Source organism: Saccharothrix sp. AJ9571, from assembly GCF_021725495.1.
Classification (GTDB): Bacteria; Actinomycetota; Actinomycetes; order Mycobacteriales; family Pseudonocardiaceae; genus Amycolatopsis; species Amycolatopsis magusensis.
The window spans coordinates 770760-785620 of record NZ_CP091382.1; the positions used below are offsets into that span (position 1 = coordinate 770760).

The following is a 14861-nucleotide window of genomic DNA, read 5'->3' on the forward strand; positions in this document are numbered from 1 at the left end:
CAGCTCGTGCAGGTACCAGGTGGCGTCGGCCTTGGGCCGCAGCACGGTGTCCAGGCGCTCGGGGGTCAGCGAGCCGATCGTGCCGTCGTCGAGCACCCCGGCGGTGTGCACCACGGCCTTGATGTCGTGGCGCGCCACCAGTTCGGCGACCTGGGCGCGGTCGGTCACGTCGCACGCGGCGACGTGGGCCTCGGCACCCAGCTCGGCGAGTTCGGCGACCAGTTCCCCGACACCCTCGGCGTCGGGACCACGGCGGCTGACCAGCAGCAGGTCACGCACGCCGTGTTCGGCCGCGAGGTGCTTGGCGATGACGCTGCCCAGGCCGCCGGTGCCGCCGGTGATCAGCACCAGGCCGTCCCAGTCCAGCTGTCGCGACTGCGGCAGCGAACGCGCGAGCCGGGCGGCGAAGACCTTGTTGTTCCGGATGGCCAGTTGCGGCTCGTCGACCCCGATCGCCTTGGTCAGCGGCGAGCCGGCGTCCACATCGATGAGGCCGAAGCGGCCCGGGTTCTCCGACTGCGCGGACCGCACGAGACCCCAGACGGTCGCGGCGGCCACGTCGGGCAGGTCGCCCTCGGCGGCGGCCACCGCGTCGCGCGTGACGAAAACCAGGCGCGAGTCGGCGAAACGCTCGTCGGCCAGCCATTCCTGGAGTACCCCGAGCACGTGCGCGCTGACCGCGTGCGCCGCTTCGACGGTGTCCCCGCTCGTCTCGACGGGGTACAGCACCCAGTCCGGCACGTCCACAATGGACGCCAGGTCCGTGGTCTCGACCGAGGTCGGCTCGGTGGTCGCGTGCTGCGCGGCCACCCAGTCCAGGCGGAACAGCGAGTCGCGGCCCAGCAGCGCGGCATCGTTCAGCTGCTCGGTGGCGACCGCGCGCAGCACCAGCGTCTCGACCGAGACGACCGGCTCACCGGCGGCGTCGGCCACGGCGATCGACATCGCGTCGTCACCGATCGGCGAAAGCTTCACCCGGACCGTGGAAGCGCCGGTCGCGTGCAGCGACACGCCTTCCCAGGAGAACGGCAGGCCACCCTGGCTCTCCGGGCCGAACTCGACGAACCGTGAGGCGTGCAGAACCGCGTCGAGCAGCGCCGGGTGGAGCTCGAACGACTCGTTGTCAACGTCCTCAGGCAGCGAGACCTCGGCGTAGACATCCTCACCGAGCTGCCAAGCGGCCCGCAGGCCCTGGAACGACGGACCATAGGCGAAACCGTCAGCGGCGAGGCGGTCGTACAGGCCGGTCAGGTCGAGCGGCTGCGCGTCCTTCGGCGGGAACTCGGTGGCGTCAAAGGGAACCTGCTTGGACCCGGCACCCGACACAGTGAGCACACCGGTGGCGTTCGGCGTCCACGGCTGCTCGTCGTCGAGGTCCAGGCGCGAGTAGATGTCGACGGTCCGGCGGCCGGCCTGGTCGGGACGGCCGACCCAGATCTGCACCTGCACGCCGCCCTGTTCGGGCAGCACCAGCGGACCGGTCAGGGTCAGCTCTTCGACCCGGTCGCAGCCGACCTCGTCCCCGGCGCGGATCGCCAGCTCCAGGAACGCGGTACCGGGCAGCAGCACCCGGCCGGACACCGCGTGGTCGGCCAGCCAGGAATGCGTGTGCAGGGAAAGACGGCCGGTCAGCAGCGCGCCATCGGAGTCGGCGAGCGAGACGGCCGCGGCCAGCAGCGGGTGCCGGGCGGCGCCGAGGCCGTTCGACCGCGGGTCCCCGCCGAAGCCGAACCCACCGCCCTTCGGCCAGAACCGCTTGGTCTGGAAGGCGTAGGTCGGCAGCGGCAGGCGAGTCGCGCCGGTGCGGTCGAAGTACTCGCTCCAGCGCACCGGGATGCCGCTCACGTGCAGGGTCGACAGCGCGGCGGTCGCGGTCTCGGCCTCGTCACGCCCGGCTCGCAGCACCGGCACCGCGACTGTGCCGTTCACGTCATCCAGGCACTCCTGGACCATCGCGGACAGCACACCGTCCGGCCCCAGCTCCAGGAACGTGCCGACGCCGTGGCTCCTCAGCCACGCCATCCCATCGGCGAACCGGACCGCCTGGCGGACGTGGTCCACCCAGTAGTCCGCGGAGGTGACCTGCTCGACCCGCGCCAGCTCACCGGTGAGGTTCGAAACAAACGGGATGAGTGGCGCCTGCAGGTCGAGTTCGGCGACCACGGCACGGAAGTCGTCGAGCATGGCGTCCATGCGCGGCGAGTGGAACGCGTGCGAAACCGCCAGCCGCTTGGTCTTGCGCCCCTCGAACTGGGCGACGATCGCTTCGACGGCGTCTTCGTCCCCGGAGAGCACCACGGAGTTCGGGCTGTTGATCGCGGCGATCGAAACGCCCTCGGTCAGCAGCGGGGATACTTCGTCCTCGGTCGCCTGGATCGCGACCATCGCGCCCGCCCGTCGCCCACCACCACCCTCAACGGAGTCGCTCCGCGACGCCGGGTCATTCCCCGGCAACGCCTGCATCAGCTTGCCGCGCGCGGTCACCAGCTTCGCGGCGTCCTCAAGGGACAGGACGCCCGCGACGTGAGCCGCGGCGATCTCGCCGATCGAGTGCCCGGCGAGGAAGTCCGGCTTCAGCCCCCACGACTCGGCCAGGCGGAACAACGCCACCTCGATGGCGAACAAGGCGGGCTGCGCGTTCCCGGTCTGGTTCAGCGCTTCGGCGTCCTCGCCCCACATGACGTCACGGACGTCGAGGTGTTCGAGAACCTCGTCGAGCGCCGCCGCGAACACCGGGAAACGCTGGTACAGCTCACGGCCCATGCCCAGCCGCTGCGCGCCCTGGCCGGTGAACAGGAAAGCCTGCTTCGACCGGCCGTGCGTGGTCCCGGTGAGCGTGCCCGGCGCGACCTCACCCGCGGCCAGCGCGGTCAGCCCGGCACGCAGGTCGTCCAGGGTCGCCGCGGGGACCACGGCCCGGTGCTCGAAGCTCGCCCGCGTGGTGGCCAGCGAGAAAGCCAGGTCCAGCAACGGCGGTTCGTCATCCAAAGTAGACAGGACGCGCTCGGCCTGCGCCCGCAGCGCGTCCCGGTTGCGGCCGGAGACGAGCACCGGCACCGACCCGGCTTCGACCAGCTCCGGGGTCTCTTCCGTTTCACCTTCGACGACCAGTTCGGGCGCCTGCTCGATGATCGTGTGCGCGTTGGTCCCGCTGATGCCGAACGAGGAGACCGCCGCGCGCTTCGGCTGGCCGGTCTCCGGCCACGGCGTGTTCTCGGTGATCAGCTCGACCGCACCGGCCGTCCAGTCCACGTGGGACGTCGGCTCGTCGATGCCCAGCGACTTCGGCAGCACGCCGTGCCGCATCGACATGATCATCTTGATCACGCCTGCCACGCCGGCCGCGGCCTGTGTGTGGCTGATGTTCGACTTGATCGAGCCCAGCAGCAACGGCCGCTCACGGTTCCGGCCGTACGTGTTCAGCAGGGCCTGCGCCTCGACGGGATCGCCGAGCGTGGTGGCGGTGCCGTGCGCCTCCACCACGTCGATCTGGTCCTCGGACAGCCGCGAGTTGATCAGCGCCTGCTGGATCACCCGCTGCTGCGACGGGCCGTTCGGCGCGGTCAGCCCGTTCGACGCGCCGTCCTGGTTGACCGCGGAACCCCGCACCACGGCGAGGATTTCGTGCCCGTTGCGCTGCGCGTCCGACAGCCGCTCCAGCACCAGCACGCCCGCGCCCTCGGCCCAGCCGGTGCCGTCGGCCGACTCGGCGAACGAGCGGCACAGCCCGTCCGGGGACAGCCCGCCCTGCCTGCTGAACTCGACGATCGTGGTGGGGCTGGACATGATCGTGGCGCCACCGGCCAGCGCCAGTTCGCACTCGCCGTTGCGCAGCGACTGGGTGGCCAGGTGCATGGCGACCAGCGAGGACGAGCACGCGGTGTCCACGGTGACCGCCGGGCCGACGAAGCCGAAGGTGTAGGAGATCCGGCCGGACAGCACGCTGTTGGAGTTGCCGAGCAGCTGGAAGCCTTCGCCGCCCTCACCCGGGCCGACCTGGTAGTCCTGCGCCATCGCGCCGACGAACACCGCGGTCTGCGAGCCCTTGATCGAGGTCGGGTCGATCCCGGCGCGCTCCAGCGCCTCCCAGGTGACCTCCAGCAGCACGCGCTGCTGCGGGTCCATCGACAGCGCCTCGCGCGGGGAGATCCGGAAGAAGTCGGCGTCGAACTCCGGGGCGTCGTGGAGGAAACCACCGGAGCGGGTGTTCGACATGGCCAGCATCTCGGGGTTCCACCCGCGATCGGCCGGGAACTCGGTGATGCCGTGTTCACCGGCGATCACCATGTCCCACAGCTGCTCCGGGGTGCGCACGCCACCGGGGTAGCGGCAGCCGATGCCGACGATGGCGATCGGCTCCTGCGAAGCGGCCTCGATCTCGGTCAGCCGCTGACGCGTCCGCCGGAGATCCGCACTCGCGCGGCGGAGGTAGTCCCGAAGCTTCTGTTCGTTGTCCATCTCAACTCAACCCATCTCGACAACCGGACGGCCGGGCAGGAACGGCATGACAACCAACCCGGTCCGCGGACTCCGGGCGAAGGCGACTTCGATCCTGGTCGCGCGCTGAGACCACCATGTACGCAGTCTCGCCGCGATCGGGCTGGGAATTCCCTATAACCAGGGCAGAGCTCACCAGTTGGCGGCGTGGAGCAGGTCGGCGTACTCGTGCTCGCGCAACGCCTGCTCGAGGTCGGAATCGACCATCATGCGCATCAGTTCGGGGAAGTCCACTTCGGGCTCCCAGCCGAGCGCGGCCTTGACCCTGGTGGTGTCGGCGCAGAGGATCTCCACCTCGGCCGGGCGCACCAGCGCCGGGTTGATCACCACGTGGTCGCGCCAGTCCAGGCCGACGTGGTCGAAGGCGATCCGCACGGCGTCGCGCACCGAGTGCATCTCCCCGGTGCCGACCACGTAGTCGCCCGGCTCTTCCTGCTGCAGCATCAGGTGCATCGCGCGCACGTAGTCCCCGGCGAAACCCCAGTCGCGCACCGCGTCGAGGTTGCCCAGCTCGAGTTTCTCCTGCAGGCCCAGCTTGATCTTCGCGACGGCGAGGGTGATCTTGCGGGTGACGAACTCCGAGCCGCGGCGCGGGGATTCGTGGTTGAACAGCATGCCCGACACCGCGTACATGCCGAAGGACTCGCGGTAGTTCTTGGTGATGAAGTGCCCGTAGGCCTTCGCCACGCCGTACGGGCTGCGCGGGTGGAAGCTGGTGGTCTCCTTCTGCGGGGTTTCGGCGACCTTGCCGAACATCTCCGAAGAGGACGCCTGGTAGAAGCGGATCTGCTTGCCCACGTCCACGCGCTGCGAGCTGTTCAGCCCGCTGACCATCCGGATGGCCTCCAGCACGCGCAGCACGCCCATGCCGTTGACCTCGGTGACCAGTTCGGCCTGCTGCCAGGACATCGGCACGAACGAGATGGCGCCGAGGTTGTACACCTCGTCCGGCTGCACCTTGTCCACCGCGGAGACCAGGCTGCCCTGGTCCATCAGGTCTCCGTCGACAAAGGACAGATCGGCCACCAGGCGGCTGACCCGCGACTTGCGCGGATTGGCCTGCCCGCGGATCAGGCCCCAGACCTGGTATCCCTGGCTCAGCAGGTACTCGGCCAGGTAGGACCCGTCCTGCCCGGTGATCCCGGTGATCAAAGCTCGCCTGGACATCGTCTCCCTCTCCACTACTTCCAGCACTTCGGGTCGACTCCGCCCACCGCCACCCGGGCTCCGGCCGCGGCTTGCACGGTAGGCGCGCGGGCACTAGGGAATGTTCGAGATTCGAGCCTTGCCGCCCCAGCAGCCGCAACCCTGCCCCGCGGACCGCCCGCCGGGGGCCGACGAACGGCGAACACTAGGGAATTCCCAGCTCAGCGAGCCGACGATCAAGACTAGGGATTTTGTGGTTTTCTGTGGGTTCGACTGTGGCTCCGCCCGGTCGACCCGGAGAGTGCCGTGCTGCCCAAGCCGTCCAAGCCGTCCCTGCCGGCCACCGTCCTGCCCCGGCTGCGGCCCTACCGCCGCCGGATCGCCGTCCTGCTCGCGCTGCAGCTGTGCCAGACGGTGACCACCCTGCTGCTGCCCACCTTCAACGCGCTGATCATCGACTACGGCGTGGTCCGCGGGGACGTGGGCTACATCTGGACCACCGGGGTGATGATGGCCGTGATCGCGGTGGCGCAGATCGCCGCCGCCATCGCCGCCGCGTTGCTCGGCGCCAGGATCGCCGCCGCGGTCGGCCGCGACCTTCGCTCCGCGGTCTTCCGCCGGGTGCTCGACTTCTCCGCCCGCGAGGTGGGCCGGTTCGGCACGCCTTCCCTGATCACCCGCACGGTCAACGACGTGCAGCAGGTGCAGAACCTGGTGCTGACCACCTTCGACGTCGCGGTGATCGCGCCGATCATGGCCGTCGGCGGGCTGGTGCTGGCGTTCAACCAGGACCTGCCGCTGGGGTTCGTGATGATCGGCCTGATCGTCGCCGTCGGCGTGGCCATCGCGCTGATGCTGGCCAGGATGGGCCCGGTGTACTCGGCCATGCAGCGCTGCATCGACCTGATCAACCGGCTGCTGCGCGAACGCATCGCCGGGGTGCGCGTGGTCCGCGCGTTCGTCCGCGACCGCCGTGAGCACGAGCGCTTCGGCGAGGCGAACGAGGAGATGTACTCCCATTCCCTGCGGGTCGGCCGGTTGATGGCGGCCATCCCGGCCGTGGTGATCATCGTGCTGAACGTGTTCACCGTCGGCCTGGTCTGGCTGGCGGGCTGGCGCATCGACAACGGCACGCTGCAACTCGGCGCGATGACCGCGCTGCTCGGGTACCTCGGGCTGATCGTGATGTCGGTGGTGATGCTGACCATGGTGTTCACCAGCGCGCCCCGCGCGATCGTCTCCGCCGGGCGCATCCAGGAGGTCATCGACACCGAAGTCAGCGTGATCGTCCCGGCGCACCCGGTGCGCGCGGCCGGGCGTGGCCGCCTCGAATTGCGGAACGCCGAATTCGGTTACCCCGGCGCGGAACAACCCGTGCTGCGCGGGATCAACCTGGTCGCCGAGCCCGGGGAGAAGGTGGCGATCGTCGGCGGTACCGGCAGCGGCAAGACCACGCTGCTGAACCTGGCGCTGCGCCTGTTCGACGTCACCGGCGGTGCCGTGCTGGTCAACGGGGTCGACGTGCGCGAGCAGGACGAGGAAGCGCTCACCCGGACCGTCGGTTTCGTGCCGCAGAAACCGTTCCTGTTCTCCGGCACGGTCGCGAGCAACCTGCGCTACGGCCGTCCCGACGCCACCGACGACGAACTGTGGCACGCGCTGGAAGTGGTGCTGGCCAAGGAGTTCGTCGCCGACATGGACGGCGGGCTGGAGGCGTCGATCTCCCAGGGCGGCACCAACGTCTCCGGCGGCCAGCGGCAACGGCTCGCCATCGCGCGAACCCTGTTGCGGCGCCCCGACATCTACCTGCTCGACGACTGCTTCTCCGCGCTCGACCACCGCACCGAAGCGGCGTTGCGCGCGAACCTCGAACCCGAACTCGCGGAGGCGACCGTGTTGCTGGTGACCCAGCGCGCCAGCAGTGTGGACCGCGCGGATCGCGTGGTGGTGCTCGACAAGGGCCGGGTCGCGACGTGACCGCCCGCCGCCTGCTCCGCCTGCTCTCCCCGCACCGGCTGCTCGTCGCCGCCGTGGTCGTGCTCGGCGTGGTCTGGATCGCGCTGAACCTGCTCGGCCCCAAGCTGCTCGGCTACGCCACCGACCTGATCTTCGCCGGTCTGCTCAGCACCGGCTACCCGGCCGGATCGTCCAAAGAGGACGTTATAGCCCAGCTGCGCGCCGACGGGCGCGACACCCTGGCCAACGTCTTCAGCACCACCGACATGGTGCCCGGCGAAGGGGTCGACTTCGCCGGCCTCGGTGTCGTGCTGCTGATCCTGCTCGCCGTCTACCTGGTCGCCGCGATGTTCATGCTGTGGCGCGGGCGGCTGGTGGCGACCATCGTGCAGCGCGTGGTCCGCGGGCTGCGCACGCAGGTCGACGCGAAGCTGAGCCGGTTGCCGATGGGCTACTTCGACCGCCACGCCGGCGGTGACGTGCTCAGCCGCGCCACGAACGACATCGACAACCTGCAGATGAGCTTCCAGCTCACCCTCGGCCAGCTGATCAACTCGGTGTTCACCATCCTCGGCGTGCTCGCGGTGATGCTGGTGCTCTCCCCGACGCTGGCGCTGATCGTGCTGCTCAGCGTGCCGGTGGCGGCGGTCATCGCTTGGGTGATCAGCAAACGCGCCCAGCCGCGGTTCGCCGAGCAGTGGGGCGCCACCGGTTCGCTCAACGCGCACATCGAGCAGATCTACACCGGGCACTCGCTGGTCAAGGGCTTCGGCAGGCGCGAACTGGCCGAGCGGGAGTTCGACCAGCACAACGAAGCCCTGTACCACTCCGGCTCCCGCGCGCAGTTCATCACCGGCATGATCGAGCCCGCCGCGCGTTTCGTCACCGACCTGAACTACGTGCTGGTCGCGGTGGTCGGCGCGCTGCGGGTGGCGAGCGGTTCACTGTCCATCGGGGACGTCCAGGCGTTCATCCAGTACGCGCAGATGTTCAGCAGGCCGATCGTGGACCTGGCGAACTTCTCCGGTCAGCTGCAGTCCGGGCTGGCTTCGGCCAAGCGCATCTTCGAACTGCTGGACGCCGAGGAACAGACCGCGGACGCCGACCCGCCGCTGCGCCCCGGCCCGACACGCGGGCACGTGGTCTTCGACCGCGTCAGTTTCCGTTACCTGCCAGGCAAACCGCTGATCGAAGACCTGTCGCTGACCGCGGCACCCGGGCAGATCGTGGCGATCGTCGGCCCGACCGGCGCGGGCAAGACCACGCTGGGCAACCTGCTCATGCGGTTCTACGAACTCGACGGCGGCCGCATCCTGCTCGACGGCGAGGACATCGCGCGGATGACCAGGGAGGACCTCCGCGGCCGGATCGGCCTGGTGTCCCAGGACGCCTGGCTGTTCCACGGCACCATCGCGGAGAACATCGCCTACGGCCGCCCGGACGCGACCCGCGCGGAGATCGTGGCGGCGGCGCAAGCCACTCGCGTGGACCGGTTCGTGCACACCCTGCCCGACGGGTACGACACCGTGCTCGACGACGAGACCTCCACCGTCAGCGCCGGTGAGAAGCAGCTGATCACGCTGGCCAGGGCGTTCCTGATCCGGCCGTCGCTGCTGGTGCTCGACGAGGCGACCAGTTCCATCGACACCGAAACCGAAGCACGCGTGCAGGAGGCGATGAGCTCGCTGCGCGAAGGCCGCACCTGCTTCGTCATCGCGCACCGGCTGTCCACCGTGCGCAACGCCGATCTCATCGTGGTGATGGAAGGCGGGCAGCTGGTCGAACGCGGCACGCACGCCGAACTGCTCGAAGCGGACGGCACCTACGCACGCCTGCACGCGGCCTCCTCCGCCACGCCGGTCGATCTGATCTCTTAGCAAATGCACTAGCGGTCAGTTCGGATACTGGAAGTACCTGGGGAACGATCGTGTCGCGGCGGCGAGTGGAGGGTTCCGAGGATGACGGCGCTGAGCGTTGGCCAACCGATCGACCCGGGTTCCGTCCAGTTCGTGTCCTGTTCGGACACTCCCGGCGAACCTGCCTTCGCCCGACCCCGCGCCGCCCGCAGACGGCCGCGCCCCGTCGTTCCCAGCCGCCCCGGCCGTGTCGTGGACGACACCACCCCGCTGTGAGCAGGTAAGAGAGCGAACAGGGGTTTCGTAGGGGGTATGCACAGTGTATCGGTTTCCTTACAGTCACTTGCGTGGCGAAGTTGGTTAATCACGCCCCACGTCCGGTTTCGAGGGAAGAAGTAGGGCCAGCCGCATGAACGAAGCGCTCGCAGAGAAGCAGACCTGCCCGTTCCCGCTGGCGCGGGACGCCGACCACGTGCTCGACCTCCCGCTGGACTATCGGCGGATGCGCCAGGAGGAACCGATCGTGCGCGTCACGCTGCCGTCGGGCGAGGTCGCCTGGCTGGTCAGCCGCTACGCCGACGTGAAGCTCGTGCTGTCCGACGAACGGTTCAGCTCCCGAGTGGCCGCTCCCGGTTTCCCCAAGGGTTTCTACTTCCCGGTGGACCCGCAGCCCGGCGCCTTCGTCGCGGTGGACCCGCCGGAGCACACCCGGTACCGCCGCATGATCATGGGCCAGTTCACCAAGAAGCGCGCCGAAGCGCTGCGCCCGGAGATCCAGCAGATCGTCGACGAGCACATCGACAAACTGCTCGCCGGGCCCAAGCCGGTCAACCTGGTCACCGCCTTCGCCCGGCCGATCCCGTTGATGGTGGTGTGCGACCTGCTCGGCGTGCCCTACGGCGACCGGCTCGCCTTCGGCCGCTGGATCAACACCCTCGTCGAAGCCAACCCGAGCCCGGCCGCGCGCAACGCCTCGGCCGCCGCGTTGTTCGGCTACATGAACAAACTGGTCGCCGACAAGGAACGCAAGCCGACCGACGACGTGCTCGGCAGGCTCGCGAGCGAGCAGATCCGCAAGGGCGAACTGAACCGCAACGAGGCCGTGGTCATCGGCATGATGCTGCTGTCGGCGGGTTACGACACCACCGCCAGTTCGCTGTCGCTGAGCGTGCTTTCGCTGTTGCAGAACCCGGATCAGATGAAGCTCCTGCGCGAGGAGCCGGAAATCGCGGTCAGCGCGGTGGAAGAACTCCTGCGTCACCAGAACGTCATGCAGCACGGCGTGGCGCGGGTGGCGGTCGAGGACGTGGAACTGGCCGGGCAGACCGTGCGCGCCGGCGAAGGCGTGATCGCGCTGACCTCGTCGGCCGACCGCGACGACGAGATGTACCCCGACGCCGACCGGCTCGACCTGACCCGCGGCGGCAGCAACCCGCTCGCCTTCGGCTTCGGCATCCACAGTTGCATCGCGAAGTTCCTTGCCCGCGTGGAGATGCAGATCGCGCTGGGCACGCTGGTGCGCCGGATCCCGACGCTGGAACTGGCCGCCAAGCCGGAAGAACTGGAGTTCCGCAACCCGTCCGCGATGGTCTACAGCGTGAACGAGCTGCCCGTGACGTGGTGAAGGTGTTTTCTGCGCGCCAAACGTGATCGCGCACACACGAGAGCCGAAACCGGTCGCGTTCTGTCGGTGCCCGCCCCTAGCATCGGCGACCGTAATCACCGACCGTGAGTCAGTCCGGGCTTCTTCCGCCCGGGCGTCGTGGGGGCCAGCGGCGGGGATTCCCGGCTTTCGATCGCGCGACGTAGCAGCGCTCGATCACCCGACCACGCCCGAACGGACTCCGATGACGACCACAGACCAGGGCCCACCGGCGGCTCCGGTGCCCCAGACCGACAAACTCGACAGCGCCGTGCTCAAGATCGCCGCCGTGGTGGTGCTCGGCTCGATCATGGCGATCCTGGACACCACGGTGGTCAACGTCGCCCTGCAGGCGCTGACGCTGGAGTTCAAGACCTCGCTGGCCACCATCCAGTGGATCGCCACCGGCTACATGCTGGCGCTGGCCACGGTCATCCCGGTCACCGGCTGGGCCTCGGACCGGTTCGGCACCAAGCGCCTCTACCTGGTGGCGATCACCCTGTTCCTGTTCGGCTCGATGCTCGCCGGGCTGGCCTGGAACATCGAGTCGCTGATCGCCTTCCGGGTGGTCCAGGGCCTCGGCGGCGGCATGCTGATGCCGGCGGGCATGACGATCCTGACCAGGACCGCGGGCCCGCACCGGGTCGGCCGGGTGATGGCGGTGCTCGGCGTGCCGATGCTGCTCGGCCCGATCGGCGGCCCGATCCTGGGCGGCTGGCTGGTCGACTCGGTCAGCTGGCGCTGGATCTTCTACATCAACGTGCCGATCGGCATCGTCGCCCTGCTGCTGGCGTGGCGGCTGCTGCCCTCGGACAAGCCGGAGCCCGCGGAGAAGTTCGACTTCGCCGGCATGCTGATGCTCTCGCCCGGGCTGGCGGCGCTGATCTACGGCGTGTCGGACATCCCGTCGGCGGGCGGGGTCACCGAGGTCAGCGTGTGGCTGCCCGGCCTGGCCGGGATCGCGCTGATCGCCGGGTTCATCGTGCGTGCGCTGCGCGTGCCGAACCCGCTGGTGGACCTGACGTTGTTCCGCAACCGCACGTTCACCGTCGCGATGATCACCAACACGTTCTTCTGCATCGCCTTCTTCGGCGCCATGCTGTTGTTCCCGACGTACTTCGTGCTGGTGCGCGGGGAGTCCGCGCTGCAGGCCGGGTTGCTGCTGGCGCCGCAGGGCATCGGCGCGATGCTCACCATGCCGGTCGCGGGCAGGCTGGCGGACAAGATCGGGCCGGGCAAGGTGGTGCTGCCCGGAATGGTGCTGATCGTGGGCAGCATGGTCATGTTCACCATCGTCGGCGCGGACACCCCGTACTGGCAGCTGCTCTCGGCGCTGTTCGTGATGGGGATGGGCATGGGGTGCACGATGATGCCGATCATGACCGCCGCGCTGCAGACGCTGACGCCGAAGAAGATCGCGCGCGCCTCCTCGGCGGCGAACATCGTGCAGCAGACCGCCGGCGCCATCGGCTCCGCGGTGATGTCGATCATCCTGGCGGGCCTGCTCGCCGGCAAGTTCGGCGTGCCGACCAGCGAAGGCCAGCTGGCCGCCACCGCCGCACTGATGAACCCGGCCACCCACGACCAGGCCGCCGTCCTGGCCGCCGACTCGTTCGCCTCCACGTTCATCTGGGCCGGCGTCCTGATCGCCCTGTGCTTCGTCCCGGCCCTGTTCCTCCCGCGCAAACCCCCCACCCCACCCACCCCCGACGCCACCACCGACACCGACGCCCCCCACCCCGCCCCACCCATCCTCACCCACTAACCCTCCCCCTCACTCCACCCAAGTGCGGCGCCCCCGGCGCCGCACTTTCCCTTTCCCCTCACACCCCCGCAAACCCACCCACCCGAACGCAGAACTCACCTCCCTGAATGCAGGACTCACCTTCCTGAACGTGGAACTCGGCCACCTGAACGTGGAACTCGGCCACCTGAACGCAGAACTCACCAACCGAAACCCTCCCGCCACCCCCACACTCAGACAGCCGAGTCCCACACTCAGAAAGCCGAGTCCCACGTTGGGACTGTTCCAAGATCGGTGTTTCCGGCCCGACACGCCGGGCTGAGGTCCGGCGGGATGGGCACTGTGAGTGATGACATCTGAGGTTGTGAGTCCACGTAAGCGTGAGGGCAAGCCGGCGCGGGAGCTGTCGCCGGAGCAGGCCGCTGCGGCGGCGATGGTGGCCGAGGCCAAGGCCCGGGGGCTGGCGCTGACCGGCCCGGACGGCTTGCTGAAGCTGTTCACCAAGAATGTGCTGGAGACCGCGCTCAACGAGGAGATGACCGAGCATCTCGGGCACGAGAAGAATCGTGCCGAGGCGGACCGGGCCTCGACGAACGTGCGGAATGGGGCACGGCCGAAGACGGTGATCTCCGATGCCGCCGGCGAGGTCGGCATCGAGGTTCCCCGAGATCGGGAAGGCACGTTCGAGCCACAGATCGTGAAGAAGCGGCAGCGACGGCTCACGGATGTGGACGAGATCGTGTTGTCGCTGTATGCGAAAGGCATGACCACGGGTGAGATCTCAGCGCATTTCGCCGAGATCTATGGTGCCTCGGTGTCGAAGGAGACGGTGTCGCGGATTACCGACAAGGTCGTGGCGGAGATGAACGAGTGGGCCAACCGGCCCCTCGATGCGGTGTATGCGGCGGTGTTCATCGACGCGATCCATGTCAAGGTCCGCGACGGCCAGGTCGCCAACCGTCCGGTCTACGCGGCTATCGGGGTCACGGTGGACGGGCGCAAGGACGTCCTGGGTCTGTGGATGGGCACTGGTGGTGAGGGCGCGAAGTTCTGGATGAGCGTGCTGATCGACCTGAAGAACCGTGGCATCGGTGACGTGTTCTTCCTCGTCTGCGACGGACTGAAAGGCCTGCCCGAAGTGGTGGCGAATGTGTGGCCGCAGGCTGTCGTGCAAACCTGCATTGTTCACCTGATCCGGAACACATTCCGGCTGGTGTCCCGCAAAGACTGGGACGCGGTCAAACGAGAGATCAAACCCATCTACACCGCGCCTAATCCCGCCGCCGCGCTCGCCGCGCTGAACGATCTCGACGAAACCTGGGGAAGAAAATACGCGGCGATGATCCGGCTCTGGCGCAACGCCTGGGACGAGTTCATTCCGTTCCTCGACTACGACGTCGAGATCCGGCGCATGATCTGTTCCACGAACGCGATCGAGTCGCTCAATGCCCGCTATCGGCGGGCGATCCGCGCACGCGGGCATTTCCCGACCGAGCAAGCGGCGATGAAGTGCCTGTACCTTGTGACCCGCAGCCTGGACCCGACCGGGACAGGCCGCACCCGATGGACGATGCGCTGGACACCCGTGCTCAACGCCTTCGCCATCACCTTCGGTGACCGCTGGCCGGCCGCCGAAACCTACTGATCAACAACGCCGGAAACACCGATCACGGGATAGACCCCATTCAGGCGGGCGAACCCCACATTCGGGCACGTGAGTTCCACGTTCAGGCATGTGAGTTCCACGTTCAGGCGGGCGAATCCTGCATTCGGGCGGGCGAGTTCCACACTCAGGCGCATTCGGGTGGGCGGGCTGGGCGCGTGGGTGGGTGAGTTCGACGTTCGGGAGTCGGGTTCCGCGCTTGGGCGGGGTGGAGCCTGCGGGGGCGGGAGCTGCGCCGGGTGGTGAGGACGGGGTCAGTGAAAGCGGGCATGAGAGAAGTCGGGCGAAACCGGAGAGAGGAACCACGAAGCCAGACAAAAGGTGAGACGGCAACGGGCCGGGGGGTGTCCGTGCAGA

7 protein-coding genes (1 of these 7 only partly in view) are annotated in these 14861 nt (G+C 68.6%); 5 read left to right on the forward strand and 2 right to left on the reverse strand.

All coding sequences use genetic code 11. From position 1 onward, the window contains the following. Positions 1-4458: the 5' end (the start) of a type I polyketide synthase gene (locus tag L3Q67_RS03060; protein ID WP_499188083.1), read on the reverse strand. 23121 nt of this gene lie to the left of the window's left edge; only the first 4458 of its 27579 coding nucleotides appear in the window; the start codon lies at positions 4456-4458; its stop codon lies beyond the left edge, outside the window. Positions 4459-4629: 171 nt separating this feature from the next. Further along, positions 4630-5664, reverse strand: coding sequence for a GDP-mannose 4,6-dehydratase (locus L3Q67_RS03065; protein ID WP_499188084.1), 1035 nt, complete (start codon positions 5662-5664; stop codon positions 4630-4632). 285 nt (positions 5665-5949) lie between these two features. Here L3Q67_RS03065 and L3Q67_RS03070 point away from each other — a divergent pair, with 285 nt between their 5' ends. The 5 genes from L3Q67_RS03070 to L3Q67_RS03090 all read left to right on the forward strand — a co-directional run bounded on the left by L3Q67_RS03070 (position 5950) and on the right by L3Q67_RS03090 (position 14486). Next, positions 5950-7620: an ABC transporter ATP-binding protein gene (locus L3Q67_RS03070; protein WP_499188085.1), complete on the forward strand. Its 1671-nt coding sequence runs from the start codon at positions 5950-5952 to the stop codon at positions 7618-7620. Continuing rightward, the gene (locus tag L3Q67_RS03075; RefSeq protein ID WP_499188086.1) at positions 7617-9476 is read left to right on the forward strand and encodes an ABC transporter ATP-binding protein; all 1860 of its coding nucleotides are present in this window, start codon (positions 7617-7619) and stop codon (positions 9474-9476) included. Before L3Q67_RS03070 ends, L3Q67_RS03075 begins: the two co-directional genes overlap by 4 nt. A gap of 388 nt (positions 9477-9864) precedes the next feature. Continuing rightward, complete coding sequence (locus tag L3Q67_RS03080) at positions 9865-11079, forward strand: cytochrome P450 (RefSeq protein ID WP_499188087.1); 1215 nt, start codon at positions 9865-9867, stop codon at positions 11077-11079. A gap of 223 nt (positions 11080-11302) precedes the next feature. Then, on the forward strand, positions 11303-12862 hold the full coding sequence (locus tag L3Q67_RS03085; protein WP_499188088.1) for an efflux MFS transporter permease: 1560 nt from the start codon (positions 11303-11305) through the stop codon (positions 12860-12862). Between the two features lie 328 nt (positions 12863-13190). Then, positions 13191-14486 (forward strand): IS256 family transposase, encoded by a 1296-nt coding sequence (locus L3Q67_RS03090; RefSeq protein ID WP_499183566.1) that lies wholly within the window; start codon positions 13191-13193, stop codon positions 14484-14486. Positions 14487-14861: the final 375 nt, after the last annotated feature.

Coding starts and splice junctions, on each gene's coding strand:
- L3Q67_RS03080 (WP_499188087.1), top strand. CDS start 9,865: ATGAACGAAGCGCTCGCAGAGAAGCAGACCTGCCCGTTCCCGCTGGCG.
- L3Q67_RS03065 (WP_499188084.1), bottom strand. CDS start 5,664: ATGTCCAGGCGAGCTTTGATCACCGGGATCACCGGGCAGGACGGGTCC.
- L3Q67_RS03085 (WP_499188088.1), top strand. CDS start 11,303: ATGACGACCACAGACCAGGGCCCACCGGCGGCTCCGGTGCCCCAGACC.
- L3Q67_RS03090 (WP_499183566.1), top strand. CDS start 13,191: ATGACATCTGAGGTTGTGAGTCCACGTAAGCGTGAGGGCAAGCCGGCG.